Genomic DNA, 17,134 nt, shown 5'->3' with positions numbered 1-17,134 from the left:
CGCACCCGAAAATACAGGAAGACCTCCATGCTTTCAGAACGCGAAGTTATCAGCACGTTGAACATGCTCCGCAACGAGCACCTTGATGTGCGCACCGTCACCCTGGGCGTAAGCCTGTTTGACTGCGTCAGTCATGACCTTGAGCTTTTTACCGCCAACGTTAAGGCCAAGCTGAACCGCTATGCCTCCCAGCTCGTGCAAGTCTGCAACGAAGTGGGCGACAAGTACGGCATCCCGGTGGTGAACAAGCGCATCAGCGTGAGCCCCATTGCCGTGGTGGGCGCGCCCTTTGGGCCCGACGGCATGGTGCGCGTGTGCAAGGCCCTTGACGAAGCCGCCAAGGAGGCGGGCGTCGATTTTCTGGGTGGTTTTTCCGCCCTGGTGGAAAAAGGTTTTGCCAGCGGCGACCGCTCCCTGATTGAAGCCCTGCCCCAGGCGCTTGCCGAGACCGACCGCATCTGCTCCTCCATCAACGTGGCCTCGTCGCGCAGCGGCATCAACATGGATGCCGTGGCCCTCATGGGCCAGCAGATCCTCAAGGTTGCCAACGCCACCGCCGAGCGCGGCGGCATCGGCTGCGCCAAGCTTGTGGTGTTTGCCAACATTCCTCAGGACGTGCCCTTTATGGCTGGCGCCTACCTTGGCGTGGGCGAACCCGATGTGGTCATCAACGTGGGCGTCTCCGGCCCCGGCGTTGTCAAAAAGGCCCTCGACCGCGCCCGCGAGGCGGGGCACAACGGCAAGGGCGGCCGCCTTACCCTGCTGGACATGGCCGAGGTCATCAAGCGCACCGCCTACAAGGTTACCCGCGTGGGCGAGATGATCGGCACGGAAGTGGCCACCCGTCTGGGCCTGCCCTTTGGCGTGGCCGACCTCTCGCTGGCTCCCACCCCCGCAGTGGGCGACTCTGTGGGCGAAATTTTTCAGAGCATGGGCCTCTCCAGCATCGGCGCGCCCGGCACCACCGCCGTTCTGGCCATGCTGAACGACGCGGTGAAAAAGGGCGGAGCGTTTGCATCTTCCTCGGTGGGCGGTCTTTCGGGCGCGTTTATCCCCGTTTCGGAAGACTCGAGCATCGAGGCTGCCGCCACCTCCGGCCTGCTCAGCCTTGAAAAGCTTGAGGCCATGACCAGCGTGTGCTCGGTGGGTCTGGACATGATCGCCATCCCCGGCGACACTCCCGCATCGACCATCTCGGGCATTATCGCCGACGAAATGGCCATTGGCGTCATCAATACCAAGACCACGGCCGTGCGTCTTATCCCCGTGCCCGGCAAGGGCGTGGGCGAAGAGGTGTCGTTTGGCGGCCTGCTGGGCAAGGCGGCCATCATCCCTGTACCCAAGGGCGACGCCACCGACTTTATCGGCTTTGGCGGGCGCATCCCCGCCCCCATCCACAGCCTGAAAAACTAGGCTGGCTGCACGTTGTAGCGGCGCGGAACCGACCGGTTTCGCGCCGCTTTTTTTTGTTCCGCATGTATCTTGCCGCGACAGCGGCTTTTTTTATGCGCGGCGATGGGGTAGCGTACCGCAACCACCCTCAGCACAAGGAAGCGCCATGCCCCAGTATTTTGTCTACGGACAACAGGAGACCGAATACCTCTCGCGCCGGGACAAGCGGCTGGCCGCTGTCATAGAGCAGCTTGGACCCGTGCGGCGCGAGGTTCGTCCTGACCTTTTTGACGCGCTGATGCACGCCATTGTGGGGCAGCAGATCGCCACCAAGGCCCAGCAGACCGTATGGGCGCGATTGGAGCAGGCCCTTGGGCGGGTCACGCCCGAAACTGTGGACAACGCCGCCGCAGACAGTCTGCAACGGCTGGGGCTGTCGTTCCGCAAGGTAGGGTACATGAAGGGCGCTGCCCGCAAGGTTCTGCAGGGCGAGCTGGATGTGGAGGCCCTGCGCCTGATGGATCAGGCGCAGCTGAGCGCCGCCCTGTGCGCGCTGGAGGGAGTGGGCGTATGGACGGCGGAAATGCTCATGTTGTTTTCGCTCCAGCGGCCCGATGTGCTCAGTTTTGGCGATCTGGCCATCCACAGGGGGCTGCGCATGGTCTACAGGCACAAGGTGGTCGACCGTCAGCGGTTTGAGGTCTACCGTCGCCGCTTCAGCCCTTATGGCTCTGTGGCGAGTCTGTATCTGTGGGCCGTGGCTGGCGGGGCACTGCCAGAGCTTGCCGACCCCGCCGCACCCCGTTAACTCGCCCTATACCGGCGTGCTGCGCAGCCTTTTTGTTCTCTGCCTGCCCGTTGAGGCTCACCCGGCCCGGCCCAAATTATCGAATATAAGAATTTTTTCTGATGCAGCGGCGACCGCCTCCTGGTATCAGTACGAAGTCTATCGCAAAATATTCCTAGTATCTTTGGATAAATGTCTTGTGAAAATAGGCATAATTGATATATTGAAAAGCAATTATTTGCCGATAAGCAAGGCAAAGCAAAGGAATGATCGTAGTTTACCGATGTTGTTGATAATTTCACAAGGGGCTCTGTCTTATCTGATGACCAGCGTGTTGACGCCGCGCAAAAGGGGTAGTGATGAAAATTGGATTGCTCGCGAGGATGGGCCTGTCCATCCTGACGCCGGCCATTGTGGGTCTGATGCTTGTGGCTGGGGTTTGCTACAAAATGTCAGAAGAAATGCTGCGGGAGCAGATTGCCACCGACATGACCGCGCTGCTTGAGTGTCAGACCATTGGTCTTGATGCTGTGTTTAGCGGGGTTGAGCAGGGCCTGCAGACCATGACCGAAAACCAGCGCATCAAGGATCAGGTTGAGGCGTACGCCGAGGGCAAAGCAGAAGCTCTTGAGGGTTCGCTGTTTACCAGGGCGGACCATGCGCTTGAGTCTTTCGTAACCAGCAACGACATGGTGTACTTTGCGGCTATCGTTGCCCTTGACGGCAAGGTCATCAGCCACCGTGTCGACAATCAGCAAGGCCCCAGCAAGTTTGTGGGCAGCGACTTTTCTGACCGCGAGTATTTCAAAAAGAGCAAAAACGGTCAGCCCTGTGTAGTAGGCGTAGTCAGCGCTGGCAGCGGTGAAATCGCCACCGTGCTTGCCATGCCGTTAAAGGTGAACGGCAAAACGGTAGCTGTACTGGCAGCGGGCATTGACAACCATGCCCTGGCCAAGGCAACCACCGACAAGATCAAGGTCGGGCAAAAGGGGCTGGTGTACGCCTATGATCTGCAGGGGCAGGTGGTGCTGCACCCTGACAGCAATGTGCTTGGCCGCAACGACAGCAAGCTGCCGCAGGTGGTGCAGCTGCTTGCGCAAAAAGAAGGCCGCACCCGTTTTGACAACAGCAAGGGCGAGAGCAAGGGCCTGTATTATAAAGCGTTGCCGCATGAAGGCTGGATTTTGTGCGTAGAGTTTGACCGCGGCGAAATCTTCAAGCCCATCAGTGATCTGCTGACCAACGCCAGCCTGATCACCCTGGCCTGTGCGCTGATTGTCGGTGTCGTGATCTTTTTTTCGGCGCGCGGCATTGTGCGCATGCTGGGCGGTATTTCCAGCGTGGCCGAGGCCGTTGCCGGTGGACGCCTGCAAACCAACGATAAAGAACGCGCCCTGTTTGACGCAGCTGAAAAGCGCGGCGATGAGTTCAGCACGCTGGCCGCAGGCATGCGGCGGATGGTTGAGAGCATCAGGCATCTGCTAGGTGAAAGCGAGCATAAAACCAGGGCTGCCCAGCAAGCCACCGAAGAAGCGGAAAAAGCCACCGCCAGAGCCGAAGAAGCCGCCCGTCAGGCCGAGAACGCCAAGCGTGAAGGCATGCTTGCGGCGGCGGAACAACTGGAGGAAGTGGTCAGCATCATCTCTGCCGCATCAACCGAACTCGCCGCGCAGGTAGAGCAGTCGGACAAGGGCGCAGCAGAGTCGTCGCAGCGTCTGGCTGAGGCCGCCACAGCCATGAATGAAATGAACGCCACCGTGCAGGAAGTGGCCCGCAACGCCTCGGACGCCTCGAGCATGTCTGCCGAAACCCGTGCAAATGCGGAGCACGGCGCCAATATCGTTGAAAGCGCCCTGCAGAGCATCGGGCAGGTACACAAGGTCTCGCTGGCGCTCAAGGGCGATATGACAACGCTGAACGAGCACGCCCAGGCCATTACCCATATCATGAACGTCATCTCGGACATTGCCGACCAGACCAACCTGCTGGCCCTCAACGCCGCCATCGAGGCAGCCCGCGCGGGCGAAGCCGGTCGCGGATTTGCGGTGGTTGCCGACGAGGTGCGCAAACTGGCCGAAAAAACCATGGCCTCCACCAACGATGTCGGCAACGCCATTGCCGCCATCCAGGGCAGCGCCGGGCAGAGCGTGCAGGCCATGGACAAGGCGCTGACCGAGGTGGAAACCGCCGCCGATCTGGCAAAGCAGTCCGGCGAGGCCCTGCAGGAAATTGTCACCAAGGTCGAGGCCTCGGCTGATCAGGTCAGCGCCATCGCCGCAGCCAGCGAGCAGCAGTCCGCCACCAGCGACGAGATCACTCGGTCGATTGAACGCGTCAACGAGATGTCCGGCCAGACGGCGCAGGCCATGGGCGAAGCCTCGCGGGCGGTGAATGAACTGGCCCGCCAGGCGGAGCGCATGGGCAAGCTGATAGGCGAGATGAAGCGGGGCTAGCCCGCCACGCAACCAATCAACGCAAACATCCCCGGAATGATTGCATTCCGGGGATGTTTGCGTTGATTGGTTCAACTGCTTGCCAGCCTGCAGCCTTGTCGCCTTAGCGCAGGGCCGGGGCAAGAAAATACTGCCACACCAGGGTGAGCAGCAACAGACTGAGCGAAACGGTCAAAAAACGGCGCACGGCTGCAGGCCCCACACGGATGGCCATGCGGCTGCCCATCCAGTTGCCCAGGCAGCAAGCCGCGGCCATGGGCAGAGCCAGGCTCCACACCACAACGCCGTTCATAATAAAAACAACAGCTCCGGCAAAATTTGAGGCAAGGTTGAGCACCTTTGAGGTGGCGGAAGCCTCCATGAGCCCCATGCGCAATATCCAGTGGAAGGCAAGAATAAGAAAACTGCCCGTGCCGGGGCCAAAAAAACCGTCATAACCGCCCATCACAAGACACACAAAGGCCACGGGAATCCAGAACCGGGGGCCGGAATGCGTCAGGGGAACCTGCTTGCGTTCCTTTTTGGGCAGCAGTGTGGCGCACATGCCAATGGGCAGCAGGGCCACCAGCACCTTGCCGAGCACCGCCGCGTCAAGCAGCAGGGCCAGGCGCGAGCCCGCCCACGATCCTATCAGCGAAAAGGCGATGCCCGCCATGGCAACGCGCCACAGCACAAGCTTGCTGCGGGCAAAGTTGCCAAGGGCCACGCAGGTGCCAAGGCAGGCGCTGACCTTGTTGATGCCAAGCGACTGGTGCGGCGGCACGCCGCTGAGCAGCAGGGCGGGCATGGTGATAAGACCGCCGCCCCCCGCTATGGAATCGATAAATCCCCCGGCAAAAGCGGCGGTTATGCCTACGAGGTAGGTGAGCAGACTAAAATCGAGCACTGTTCTGTTACCATTCCTTAAAGATAACCCACGCCGCAAGCACGATAAGCGCAAAGCCTACCAGGTGGTTCCAGCGCAGGGGCTCGTGCAGCCAAAAGGCGGAAAAGCCCATAAAGACAGTGAGCGAAATGACTTCCTGAATGGTTTTCAGCTCCGCCGCCGAAAAGTAGCCGTAGCCGATCCTGTTGGCAGGGACCTGCAAAACGTATTCAAAAAAGGCAATGGCCCAGCTTGTGAGGATCACCAGCGGCAGGGCGGCGCTTCTGTAGCGCAGGTGTCCATACCATGCAAAAGTCATGAACAGGTTGGAGCAGAACAGCAAGCCCACAGTGCTTACAGGTACAGGTATCTGCATGAAAAATCCGTGGAGCGGTCGTAAGATCGGTACTTGACAGGCCGGAAAAAGTTGAACAGTGAGCGTATTCACTTATCCGCTGCCAGCAGGCGCGTCAACATCCCCGGCCACGGCTGTTTGCGCGGCCTGCGGCTTAAGGCTATGTTGCAGCTGCGGCGGGTTGTTCGCCGCGCATCACCCATGGAGGATTACCATATGGCGGCACGCACACCCCACGCCAAGGATGCGGAAAACGTACACCGGCCGGTTGCGGGGGCGGGGTCGGCGCACGCGCATGCAAACCCTGCCGAAGCTACCCCCGACAGGGTAACCTGGCCGCTGTTTCTGAAAGCAGCGGTGCTGGTGACGATTATCTGGGCGGCCTCCGCCCTTGTGCTCTATATGTCGGTGGAGGATTACAGCAAGTCGGGCACGTTTGGCGACTCGTTCGGGGTGCTGAACACGCTGTTCTCTGGTCTGGCCTTTGCGGGCATTATCGTGTCCATAAAGATGCAGAGCGACGAAATGCGCGAGCAGCGCAAGGAACTGCAAAAGCAGAAAAAGGCCGCGCAGCTGTACCACCGCGAACGCATGTTCTTGCTGCTGATGGACGAATTTAAAAAGTCGCGCGAGCATCGCTTCAGCGTAGCCGACGTGCGCCTTGTGGTGCGCGAATGCCTGTGCGACGCCGTCGCGTTGAATGCCCGCAGCGCAGAGGTCGGGGCGGCGCTGGTGCGCGAGGTGGAGGGCCTGCTGGCGGGTACGCCCGCAGAGACGCCCCTGCTGCAGGTATTTGCCCGGCGCGTGTTCCGGCACGAACGCTGCGAAGTCTTTATCAAGACATTTCGTCAGGCGGCAGAAATCGCCAAAAAAGTAGATCCTTCCAACAAAACGGAATATTACGACATCGTTTGCAACAGCATGTCCGATGCGGAGGAAGCCCTGTTGTTTTTGTGCGCAGTCGCCCGCAACGGGGCGCAGGCCCTCGGCGAACCACAGGTCATGAAGCTGCGCGAAAGTTACGACGAGATACGCGACAGGCTTTAGCTGCCGCCGCGCTGCCGCACGGTACGCTGCCAGACTGCCTGACGACAAAAACCCCTGAATCACTTCAGGGGTTTTTTCCGGTCGCTCCGTGCCGCCAGGCCTGGTTCGCCAGTGGCGAAGCCTGGGCGGCAGCGGCTCGAGCGGCTTCCCTCAGAGAATGATTTTCCGGCCCCCGACACCCGCCAGGGGCCGGAAAATCATGTGGGGAGGGGAGTATGTACTGGCTGTGGACTGGTCGGGCCAATCCTAGGCAGCCATGGTGTCAAAAAGTTCCTTGGCGTTAATGTTGGCGGGGTTGGCGCCAAGCACCGCTTCCAGATGCTGCCGGGCTTCTTCGGCGCGGCCCAGGTAGATGAGGCAGCCAGCCAGGGTGACGCGGACGGCCTCGGCTTCAACGCCGGATTTCAGGGTGTCTTCCAGATAGGGCAGGGCGTTTTCGACGCAGCCAAGCTGGTAAGATTCGCGCACCAGGCAGTTGAGCGCCACGATGTTTTCGCTGGATTTTTTCAGAGCGAGGGCAAAGTGGTCAAAAGCCAGCTGATGCTCGCCCTGTTCCATGTACACAAGGCCGATGCCGCACAGGGCCTTGTCGGTTTCTTCAACGGCGGCGGCCTTCTGGTAGAGCACCAGGGCTTTGTCAAGGTCGGAGCGCTGCACGGCCACAGTGGCCAGTCCCAGGAAGGGAGCCGCGCTCTGCGAGTTGCTGCTCGCAGCCTTGCGGTAGTATTCCTCGGCCTTGTCAAAATCACCCATGAAAAGGTAGCACTCGCCCAATTCCTTATTGATTTCGTAATCCAGTTGATTGCTCATCGTATCCTCCCCAACTGAGGCTGGTTTGTCGTCGTGCGCTGTATGCCCACTGACTTGCCAGATTATATGCACTGAACATGCCAATGATAAAAGAGTGCAATAAATTCAGCTGGGTGATTTGCCAATTGTGCGCCAGTGGGCTTGCCGCAAGGGCTGGCGTGCGGCTTTGAGCGCCAAAGCCTTGGCGTGGGGGAGCTGCCTGGGAGGCAGGATTTTCCGGGGCGGGCAATTATTGCCGCAACAAAACAGGGCCGGACCGTCAAACGGCCCGGCCCCATAGGCGATGCGGCAAAAATACTCAGGCTGTACTCAGGCTGTACGCAGGCTTTGCGTGCCGCCGTGCACATTGATGTGGTGCAGTATGACGCCCAGCACCCCTTCGATATCAAGCTGCGAGGTGTCAACCTTCAGTGCGTCCTGCGCAGGGCGCAACGGGGCGACGGCGCGGTTGCGGTCCAGCGCGTCGCGTTGGCGTATCTGCTCGGTAAGGGTTGCAAGGTCGGCGTTTTGTCCGCGTGATTCAAGGTCGTGCAGGCGGCGCATGGCGCGTACCTCGGGGGCGGCGTCCAAAAAAAACTTGAAGCGCGCGTCGGGAAAAACCACGGTGCCCATGTCGCGCCCCTCGGCCACCAGGGGCGAGCGCTCGCCGATGGCCCGCTGTGTGGCGCGCAGCATTTCGCGTACCACAGGCACTGTGGCGATGCGGGCCGCCAGCATGCCTACGGCCTCGGTGCGCACCTCGCCCCGCACGGCCTCGCCGTTGCAAAACAGGGTGGATTGCTGGCCAAGGCCCGAGAGGGTGAACTTCCACTGGGCGCAACGGGTGCGCAGGTCATCCTCCGGCAGCGTTTCCGCCCCTGCCCCCAGCTTGAGCGCCATGCAGCGAAACATTGCGCCGGTATCAAGGTAGGAAATGCCCAGCCCTTCAGCCACGCGCCGTGCCAGGGTGGTTTTGCCAACGCCGGCCGGGCCGTCCAGAGTGACCACAGAAAGCCTTGCGCTCATGCCTTAGCCCCTTCGGGCGTGCGACGGGCCGTCACGTCGGCCATGGCCGCGAGAAACGCGAGGTTTTCCTGCTGATTGCCAATGCTCACGCGCAGCAGATCAGGCAGACCGTAGCTTTTGAGCGGACGGATGATGATGCCCCGCGCAAGCAGGGTTTCAAAGCATTCCGCCGCAGAGGGCGCGCCTTCGGGCATGCCGAACATCAAAAAGTTTGCCTGGCTGGGCCATACCTTGCAGCCCAGAGCGGTCAAACCCGTGTACAGCTGCTTGCGGCCGCTGCGTACCGCCTCTTGCGTGGCGTCGTAAAATGCCTTGTCGTTCAGCGCGGCCAGTGCGGCTTCTTCTGCCAGAATATTGACAGAAAAAGGCAAGCGCGCCCTCCAGACAAAATCCGCCAGGTGGTCGGGCAAAATGCCGTACCCCACACGCATGCCCGCCAGGCCAAAGCTTTTGGAAAACGTGCGCATAAAGGCCGTGTTGCTGGGCATGATGCCGCCCGCGAGCATGGATGTCGCCTTTTCGTCGTCGGCAAAATCCATATATGCCTCGTCCACCACCAGCAGGCAGTCGGGGGCCTTCCGGGCCAGGTCGTGGGCAAGCCCGATCACTTGTTCGCGGGGCGGGCAGTAGCCGGACGGGTTGTCGGGCGTGGTCACAAAAACAATGCGCGTGTTTTCGTCCACCAGGTCGAGCAGGGCGGCAAAGTTGAATGAAAAGTCTTTTTCAAGCGGCTGTCGCCTGATCTCCACCCCGCAGATGCGCCCCTGTATGGGATAAATGCTGAAACAGGGATTGAAGCACACGATATTGTGCGTGCCCGGTATGGCCAGTATGCGTATAAGCAGGTCGATGATTTCATCCGAGCCGTTGCCTATGACCAGGCGGCGTTCGTCCACGCCGTGTCGCTTGCCCAATGCCCTCGCCACCCGGGGATTGCCCCCCTGCGGATAGCGGAAAGCCCCCGAGGCGTGGCGCACTACGGCTTCCTGAGCCAGAGGCGGCATGCCAAGAGGGTTTTCATTGCTGGCCATCTTGATGACCTGGGGCAAGTTGTACTTTTCCTGGATTTCGGCAATGGAAAGGCCCGGAACATAGGCCTTGAGGGCCGTAATTTCCTGGCGCACACTGATCTCGGACATGATTACTCCACCAGTATCGCCCGGCAGGGCGAAGCTTCAGGGCAGCGCGTCGGCGCAAGATGGCTTGGTTGTTTACCCTAATATGTTTCAGCCAACAAGCCGCTACGGTGCAACGGCTTGTTGGCTGAAAAGATTTTAAAAAACAGATGGTTGCTCTACGGCAGACGCTATCTGGCCGGGGGGCTGCTATTCCGCAGGTTCGGTGGGGCGCACCGTCAGCACAGGCATGTCGGCGTTTTTGACAACCTTTTCCGCAACAGAACCGAAGAGAATACGGTCGATTCCCTTGCGTCCATGGGTGCCCATAACGATAAGGTCGGCCTTTTCTTCTCTGGCGCGGTTGAGGATTTCTTCAGCGGCGTAACCGATGAGCACCTGTCCCTTGGCTTCGACGCCCACAAAATTTTCGGCGACAAAGGATTCCATGGACTTTTCGGCGCCGGTGACGATTTCGCCTACGAAGTTTTCAATGGTGTTGGGCGGCACATGAAAGCCAACGTACTGACTCAGCGAAGGGGCGGTGTACACTACAAGCACGCTGGCGCTGAGGCCCTTGGCAAGAAGCACCGCATACTCGGCAACTTCCTTGCTGTGTTCGGAAAGGTCTACCGCGCAAAGAATCTTCTTGATTTCCTTCATGGCAAACTCCTGTTCCCCTCTATACGGCAGATTGATTGGCGGGCGGGCAGAATGGGGGGCTACCAGAGGGGTATGATTTTGGTGTTGCAGCCTTATCCTTTGCCTTCACCTAACATTAATGGTAGTTTTTTTCAGCACAATAGACAAGACATTTCACCTAACGCCGCAAAGGGGCAGGGAAAATTTTTCCCGCGCGCCTCGCGGGACTGTGCAAAATCAGCCTGTTATGGTGTGGTGCGGTTGTGGCAAGGTTTTTGCATCTTTTTCGCAACGGCAGTACGCCAACCCTGGAGGCGACATGAAAGTTACCAACGACCAACTTGAGGCGCTGTTACGGCAGCAAAGCCAGTCCTCAGGCTCCACACGCCCGCAAAAGACGCAGGCGGGGGGCTTTGAGGCTGCTTTGACCGAGCAGTTGGGCCTTGACAATGCCGTCGCATCTTCCACGTTTTCCACTGCTGCAGCGGGCCAGACCTCGCAGGCTTCGATGATCAGCCAGATGCTGCTGGGCACTACCCAGGCAGAACCGGCCGATATGGATGACGATGTCATCCAGAGCGCCTTTTCTCAGGCCTCTGGCACGCTGGATATGTGGGATTCGTACGTTAACGCCCTGGGCTCGTCGGGGCAGGATGGATCTTTGCGCGAAGCCTATTCTCTTTTGCAGGGCATAGACGGGCAGGTTTCCGCACTCAAGACCAATACGGCCGCCGTGCGCGGTCAGAATACCGGTCTTGATTCACTGGTCAACGAGCTTGACGTGATGACCGCGACGGAAAAATTCAAGTTTAACAGGGGCGACTACAACTCATAGCCGTCTTGACAGAAGATCCGCCGTGAAATCAGGGTTTCGCGGCGGATTTTGACCGATGCAAAGCCGTCTGCTTTTTCGAAAGCGGGCGGTTTTTTGTATATGGGCTAACTACGGCGCACTCCCCCGCAGCCGCCAGACTGCGAGGGAGCGTGTGGTAATGGCGCATAGCCTGGCAGTTGGCCGCGCCATGGTAAACTGCTGCGCTTACTTGTTGCCGGTGGTGGAAGACGGCACGGCATTGTCGGCGGCGTTGCCTGCCAGGCCGGGGCAGTCGCCGTTGCCCATCATGCCGTTACCCATCATGCCGTGACCCATGCCATGGCCCATACCCCGTCCCATGCCCCGGCCCATGCCGTGCCCGGCCATAAATGGAATACCCTTGTCAGACATCTGCTTGAGCATATCGGCGCGGGCTGCGTACAGCTTGGCGTCGATTTCGCGCAGATCCTTCTGGGCTGCCTTGACTCGGGCGTCGTCAGGCTTTGCGTCAGCAGCGGCAAGGTTATTCAGCTCGGCCATCTTGGCAAAATGCTGCTGCAGGGTGGGTTGCATTTTTTCCGCAAAGTTCTGGTGTAGCTGCTGCATGGCGGTTTGCTGCTCATTGGTCAGGCCCATGCCGTAACCCATGCCGCCGTGCCCCATGCCGTAGCCCGTTCCGGGGCCCATGCCTGCGGGGCCGTGCCCGTCTCCGTTCTGGGCAGAAGCAACACCCGCAATGCCAAGAAAGATAGCAAGGGTAAGGGCCGCGCCGGAGGTAACGATTTTGGAGGTCTTCATGGTAGTGTATCCTTTTTGCTTGAGATGATTTGGTTAATTGCGCCAGGACGTTGCTGTCGCCGGGCCTTGGCAGTTTGATCCGTAGCCGTGCGCGCCGTTTTGCCCGTTGCCGCACCATGGTGATTCTGGTTGCGTTGCGGCCTCGCTTGCCTCTGAGGCTGTCACAGCCAGCGCCAGGGCAAAGGCAAGCGCGGCAAGAATAAGGGTCAGTTTGAAAGTGCTCATACCTGTTCCTGCTTTTTTAGCGGTTGAGCGCATTGCGGCTTAGATGGCGTTTTTCAGTTTTTCGTATTCTTCAAGCGATATTTCGCCCGAAGCAAGCCGCTTTTTTAGAATGGACAGAGAATCTGCTGAGTCCATGTTATTCTTCTTTTGTGGTATGATCCTGCTGATAAAAACAGCTGCAAGAGAAACGATCAGAATCATGAACATAAGGTGCGTCATGCCGTTTCCCCATCCCATTACGCTTCCTATATCGCAGCCGTACATATCAGTTTCCTCTATTTGACGTTGCGCCGTCAGTTGTAATTAATGCCTGCTGATGGTTGCTGCGTTTTTAGCGCCATTTGCTGTTGTATGAGCAAAGGACGTGCCAACTGTTGCTGTGCTTCTTAACATGCTTAAATATAAGATGTATTTTTTTATGTGACTGTGGAGCTTGGGGGCATGAGTTTGAGCACTGCCCGTTTTTTACTCACCTGCGCTGGATAGTGTCCAAATTTTACCAGGGGGCTTGCGCGGTGGGTAAAAAATACATAATTTAATGCTGCGCCGTAGAGGAACCAGTCATGAAATCTTTCCGCCTGTCTTTATCACGCAGTCTGTCGCGCATGGGGCTTTCGCCCTGGATGCTGCTGGGCGCGGCCCTTATTCTGGGGCTTACGCTGGCGGGTATTTCCGTGCGCAGCAACCAGCGTGAACGGGCTTTTATGGTCCATAATCTCATCGACAGGGCCGAAGCGCTCATCTGGGCGCTGGAGGCCGGAACCCGCACCGGGCTGCGTCTCAGCCCCGGCGCGGTGCTGGGCATGCGCCCTCTGCTGACCGAAACCGCCCGCCAGCCCGGCATTTTGTATATGGCCGTGACCGACACCAGCGGCGCTGTTCTGGCGCAGAGCGGCGACAGCCCCCTGCCCCCCGGTCAGCCCGGCGATGCGGGGCGCGATCTGGCGGCAACGTCCATGCGGGTTCAGGCTCAGGATGTTCCCCCTCTGGCCGACGTTGGGGACAGACCCATGTGGCGGGTGCGCAACAAGGACGGCAAGGAAGTATTTGAAGTATTTCGTGCATTTGCTCCGTTGAGTCGTGCGCACGGGCAGCATATGGGCGGGGGGCACGGATCCCACGGCATGGGCATGATGGGCGGCATGATGGGGATGCTTGGGGCGGACGGGCTTGCCGGGCCGGATGGCCGCCCTGGCGCAGCTGACGGTTTTGGAGCGCCCGACCCCAGGGACGCATTTGGCGACGCTCCGCCGCCGCCCATGGGCGGTTTTGGCGGGCGACCAGGCCCAGAAGCACCGCGTCAGGTGGTGGGTGTTGCGCTGGTCGGCTTTGACGCGCGCCCTTTTGAGGACGCTTTGGCGCAGGACGCCCGCAATAACCTGCTTTCGGCCGCGCTGGCGGCAGCACTTGGTCTGGCCGGTTTTGTTTCACTGTTCTGGGTGCACAACAACCGGCGCTGGCAGCGTATTTTGCGCGATCAGCAGGCCATGGCGGCCGAGGTTGTGGCCAGCCTGCCTCTGGGGCTTGTGATCAGCGATCCCGCAGGCCGCATCGCCATGATCAACGATGCGGCGCTTGGCATGTTTGGCAAAAAACGCCACGAGATATTGCCCGCGGAGAACTCCGGCCCGCAAAACGGCCAGCAGGGCAGCTCCCATGCCCACAAGCAGGCAAGCCCTCTGGCAAGCCTGCCGGGTCTGCCATGGGATTCACTGACAGACAAGATGTCCCACGGCGCGCGCATCTTGGAGCAGGAGACGGCGCTGGCCGTTGCCGGGGCAAAACCGCTGACCGTCAACCTTGGCGGAGCGGCCATACGCAATGAAGACGGCGTTTTTTTGGGTAATGTGTTTGTGCTGCGTGATGTTACGGAAATGAAGCGGCTTCAGGCCGACGCCCAGCGCAATGACCGCCTTGCCGCTTTGGGGCATCTGGCGGCTGGCGTGGCCCACGAAATCCGCAATCCTTTGAGCACCATCAAGGGGGTTGCCCTGTATATTGCCCGTCGCATGCCGCTTGGGGGGCGTGAGCAAGAAGCCGCTCAGCGCATGATTGACGAGGTGGAGCGCCTCGACCGCGTGGTTTCCGAGCTGCTGGACTTTGCCCGCCCCGGCTCGTTTGAAACCGTTCAGGCCGATCTGGGCGAGATTATCAGCCGGGCGCTGCGCCTTGCCGAGGCCGACATCAAGGCCAAGGGCGTTGCCGTGGCGCTGGAGCTGGAGCCGGGGTTCCCCAAGGTCAAAATCAGCCCGGAAAGGCTGACCCAGGCCCTGCTGAATCTTTTTCTCAACGCGGTGCAGGCCATGGATAATGGCGGCACGCTGCGGGTAACGGCGCGTCTGCTGCCGGACGGTTTTTTTAGCCTCACCGTGGCTGACACCGGGCCGGGTATACCGGCAGAGATTCAGGCCTCCATCTTCACGCCCTATTTTACCACCAAACCGTCGGGAACCGGGCTGGGCCTCGCCATTGTCTACCAGATTGCCGAGGGGCACGGCGGGCGCGTCAGCGTCGGCAACGCGCCGGGGCACGGGGCGGAGTTTACGCTGACCCTGCCTGTGTAGGCGGATGGCACGCCTGCCCCATAGCCTCGAAATTTTTGGTGCGCCAACCCGCCCCGATGTTTGCCCAAGGACAGAATAATGACCGCACATACAGCCATACATCTGCTGGTCGTGGACGACGACCGCAACCACCGCGAAATGCTGCGAGCCCTGCTTGAAGAGTGGGGCTACACCCCTACCGGAGCCGCCAGCGGCGAGGAGGCGCTGGAGCTGTGCCGCCAGCGCCCCTTTGACCTTATCCTCATGGATGTGCGCATGGGCGGCATGAGCGGCATTGAGGCCACGCGCGCCGTCAAGGCGTACAATCCCGCCATTCCCATCCTTATCATGACGGCCTATTCGGACGTTTCGAGCGCGGTTGAGGCGCTCAAGGCCGGGGCGTACGATTACCTTACCAAGCCCCTGGCTTTTGACGCCCTCAAGCTTGCCATTGAGCGGGCGCTTGACCACGCCAGCCTGCGGCACGAGGTGCGCACCCTGCGGCACGAGCTGGCGCAGGGCATGGACGCCCGCAACGTCATCGGGCAAAGCCCGGCCATGCGGCAGATGCTCGAGCTTGTCTCGGCCATCGCGCCCTCGGAGGCCACGGTGCTCATCACTGGTGAATCTGGCACCGGCAAGGAGGTTGTGGCCAGGCTCATCCACGCCAACAGCAACAGGCGCTCCGGCCCGTATGTGGCGGTAAACTGCGCGGCCCTTACCGAAACCCTGCTGGAGTCGGAGCTGTTCGGGCACGAAAAGGGTGCGTTTACCGGGGCGGAAAAACGCCGCGAGGGGCGCTTTTTGGCGGCGGACAAAGGTACGATATTTCTGGACGAAATAGGCGAAATCCCCTTGTCCATGCAGGTCAAACTGCTGCGCGTCATTCAGGAGCGCGAGCTGCAGCGCGTGGGCGGCGACCAGACCGTGCGGGTGGATGTGCGCATTCTGGCGGCCACCAACAAGGATCTAGCCCGCGAGGTGGAGGAGGGCCGGTTTAGGCAGGACCTCTTCTACCGGCTCAATGTGGTTGCCCTGCAACTGCCGCCTCTGCGTGAGCGTGGGGAGGACATTCCCCTGCTGGCCATGCACTTTTTGAAGCAGTTTGCCGAGCGCAACGGCAAGGCGGTCAAGGGATTTACGCCTGCCGCCATGGATCGTCTGCTGAAGCATTCGTGGCCGGGCAATGTGCGCGAGCTGGAAAATGCCGTCGAACGGGCTGTGGTTTTGCTGGTGGGGGATTATATCAGCGAGCGTGAACTACCGCCCACTATCGTTGGTCAGGAGGCAGAGAGCGCGGCGGCAGCGCGGGTGGATTTTGCCAATATGACGCTTGAAGAAATCGAGCGCATGGCGGTGGCCGACACGCTGGCCCAGGTGGGCGGCAACAAGAGCGAGGCCGCCCGCAGGCTGGGGATCAATCGCAAGACGCTGCTGGCCAAGCTGGGCGAGGGAAAGTAGCGCGCGATTGCGGTGATTTGATCGCAGACGAATTTTCTGACGCATACGCTATCTGCCTGATTCTGGCTGCTGCGATCAAGGATGTCAGCAAAGGCAAAATGCAGCCGGGGCTGGCTGGGATGGGTGAGGTAGAAAAGGCAAGAAAGCAAGAAAGGCAAAAGAATGTAAGAGGTTAGCGGCGGCGGGGGTGGGTGAGCCCGTCGGGCTGATTTACGCAAACCCGTCTTTTTCGCCCTGACGGCGTCAACGTCGCATTTTTGATGCTCACGTACACGAGTACGCTGCGCTCAAAAACGCGACGTTTCCTTGTCAGGCCGGGAAAATACGTATTTTGCAAATAGCCCAACACCAGCCATCGCTTCCGCTTCGCTTCAGCGAGTTTAAGGAAGGCGGCTCGACGACCTGCTTTTGATGGTGAAAGGATGGTCTGACGCGGTGGCTATCCGCCTGATTCTGGCTGCCGCGATGAAGGATGTCGCAAAGGCAAAATGCAGCCGGGGCTGACGGAGTGGGCGAAGTAGAAAAGTCAAGAGAGCAAGAGGCAAAAGCATGTAAGAGGTTAGCGGCGGCGGGGTGGGTGAGCCCGTCGGGCTGATTTACGCAAACCCGTCTTTTTCGCCCTGACGGCGTCAACGTCGCGTTTTTGATGCTCACGTACACGAGTACGCTGCGCTCAAAAACGCGACGTTTCCTTGTCAGGCCGGGAAAATACGTATTTTGCAAATAGCCCAACACCAGCCATCGCTTCCGCTTCGCTTCAGCGAGTTTAAGGAAGGCGGCTCGACGACCTGCTTTTGATGGTGAAAGAATTTTTGACGCATA

Annotated in this window: 16 protein-coding genes; 7 read left to right on the top strand and 9 right to left on the bottom strand. The window is 59.8% G+C overall.

Annotation, left to right across the window (positions count from 1 at the left end; translation table 11 throughout):
- Positions 1-27 precede the first annotated feature (27 nt).
- The 3 genes from DDIC_RS10405 (at position 28) to DDIC_RS10395 (ending at position 4,632) form a co-directional block, all read left to right on the top strand.
- Positions 28-1,413 carry a PFL family protein gene (locus tag DDIC_RS10405; RefSeq protein ID WP_136400377.1) on the top strand — a complete coding sequence of 462 codons (1,386 nt, stop codon included), beginning with the start codon at positions 28-30 and terminating at the stop codon, positions 1,411-1,413.
- Positions 1,414-1,558: 145 nt separating this feature from the next.
- Entirely contained in the window at positions 1,559-2,200 is a 642-nt protein-coding gene (locus tag DDIC_RS10400; RefSeq protein WP_136400376.1) for a DNA-3-methyladenine glycosylase family protein, read from the top strand.
- A gap of 338 nt (positions 2,201-2,538) precedes the next feature.
- Positions 2,539-4,632, top strand: coding sequence for a methyl-accepting chemotaxis protein (locus DDIC_RS10395; RefSeq protein WP_136400375.1), 2,094 nt, complete (start codon positions 2,539-2,541; stop codon positions 4,630-4,632).
- 103 nt (positions 4,633-4,735) lie between these two features.
- Here the strand turns inward: DDIC_RS10395 and DDIC_RS10390 are convergent, their stop codons facing one another.
- Both DDIC_RS10390 and DDIC_RS10385 read right to left on the bottom strand, forming a co-directional pair.
- Positions 4,736-5,518, bottom strand: a complete 783-nt coding sequence (locus tag DDIC_RS10390) for a sulfite exporter TauE/SafE family protein (RefSeq protein ID WP_136400374.1) — start codon at positions 5,516-5,518, stop codon at positions 4,736-4,738.
- A 7-nt stretch (positions 5,519-5,525) separates the two neighbouring features.
- Positions 5,526-5,873 (bottom strand): DMT family protein, encoded by a 348-nt coding sequence (locus DDIC_RS10385; RefSeq protein WP_136400373.1) that lies wholly within the window; start codon positions 5,871-5,873, stop codon positions 5,526-5,528.
- Between the two features lie 195 nt (positions 5,874-6,068).
- Here DDIC_RS10385 and DDIC_RS10380 point away from each other — a divergent pair, with 195 nt between their 5' ends.
- Entirely contained in the window at positions 6,069-6,899 is an 831-nt protein-coding gene (locus tag DDIC_RS10380) for a hypothetical protein (RefSeq protein WP_136400372.1), read from the top strand.
- 246 nt (positions 6,900-7,145) lie between these two features.
- Here the strand turns inward: DDIC_RS10380 and DDIC_RS10375 are convergent, their stop codons facing one another.
- The 4 genes from DDIC_RS10375 to DDIC_RS10360 all read right to left on the bottom strand — a co-directional run bounded on the left by DDIC_RS10375 (position 7,146) and on the right by DDIC_RS10360 (position 10,492).
- Positions 7,146-7,709, bottom strand: a complete 564-nt coding sequence (locus tag DDIC_RS10375; protein ID WP_136400371.1) for a tetratricopeptide repeat protein — start codon at positions 7,707-7,709, stop codon at positions 7,146-7,148.
- Between the two features lie 309 nt (positions 7,710-8,018).
- The gene (gene cmk / locus DDIC_RS10370) at positions 8,019-8,714 is read right to left on the bottom strand and encodes a (d)CMP kinase (RefSeq protein WP_136400370.1); all 696 of its coding nucleotides are present in this window, start codon (positions 8,712-8,714) and stop codon (positions 8,019-8,021) included.
- On the bottom strand, positions 8,711-9,853 hold the full coding sequence (gene hisC, locus DDIC_RS10365) for a histidinol-phosphate transaminase (RefSeq protein WP_136400369.1): 1,143 nt from the start codon (positions 9,851-9,853) through the stop codon (positions 8,711-8,713). Before hisC ends, cmk begins: the two co-directional genes overlap by 4 nt.
- Before the next feature lie 186 nt (positions 9,854-10,039).
- Entirely contained in the window at positions 10,040-10,492 is a 453-nt protein-coding gene (locus tag DDIC_RS10360) for a universal stress protein (protein ID WP_136400368.1), read from the bottom strand.
- Between the two features lie 298 nt (positions 10,493-10,790).
- Here DDIC_RS10360 and DDIC_RS10355 point away from each other — a divergent pair, with 298 nt between their 5' ends.
- Positions 10,791-11,306 carry a hypothetical protein gene (locus tag DDIC_RS10355; protein ID WP_136400367.1) on the top strand — a complete coding sequence of 172 codons (516 nt, stop codon included), beginning with the start codon at positions 10,791-10,793 and terminating at the stop codon, positions 11,304-11,306.
- Between the two features lie 204 nt (positions 11,307-11,510).
- Here DDIC_RS10355 and DDIC_RS10350 read toward each other — a convergent pair whose 3' ends face one another.
- From DDIC_RS10350 to DDIC_RS10340, 3 genes are read right to left on the bottom strand one after another with little or no spacing between them, the layout of a single operon-like run.
- A complete protein-coding gene (locus DDIC_RS10350; RefSeq protein ID WP_136400366.1) occupies positions 11,511-12,083 on the bottom strand; it encodes a periplasmic heavy metal sensor in 573 nt (190 codons plus the stop codon).
- 33 nt (positions 12,084-12,116) lie between these two features.
- Positions 12,117-12,308: a hypothetical protein gene (locus DDIC_RS10345; protein ID WP_136400365.1), complete on the bottom strand. Its 192-nt coding sequence runs from the start codon at positions 12,306-12,308 to the stop codon at positions 12,117-12,119.
- Between the two features lie 39 nt (positions 12,309-12,347).
- Positions 12,348-12,572, bottom strand: coding sequence for an SHOCT domain-containing protein (locus tag DDIC_RS10340; protein ID WP_136400364.1), 225 nt, complete (start codon positions 12,570-12,572; stop codon positions 12,348-12,350).
- 299 nt (positions 12,573-12,871) lie between these two features.
- On the opposite strand from DDIC_RS10340, the gene DDIC_RS10335 reads away from it, so the two are divergent.
- Both DDIC_RS10335 and DDIC_RS10330 read left to right on the top strand, forming a co-directional pair.
- The gene (locus tag DDIC_RS10335; RefSeq protein ID WP_136400363.1) at positions 12,872-14,872 is read left to right on the top strand and encodes an ATP-binding protein; all 2,001 of its coding nucleotides are present in this window, start codon (positions 12,872-12,874) and stop codon (positions 14,870-14,872) included.
- 78 nt (positions 14,873-14,950) lie between these two features.
- A complete protein-coding gene (locus tag DDIC_RS10330; RefSeq protein ID WP_136400362.1) occupies positions 14,951-16,312 on the top strand; it encodes a sigma-54-dependent transcriptional regulator in 1,362 nt (453 codons plus the stop codon).
- Positions 16,313-17,134 lie beyond the last annotated feature (822 nt).

Origin of the sequence: Desulfovibrio desulfuricans (assembly GCF_004801255.1) — a bacterium.
GTDB lineage: Bacteria > Desulfobacterota > Desulfovibrionia > Desulfovibrionales > Desulfovibrionaceae > Desulfovibrio > Desulfovibrio desulfuricans_C.
The sequence above is the reverse complement of the archived record's forward strand: the minus strand, read 5'-3'. Positions and strand labels throughout refer to the sequence as shown.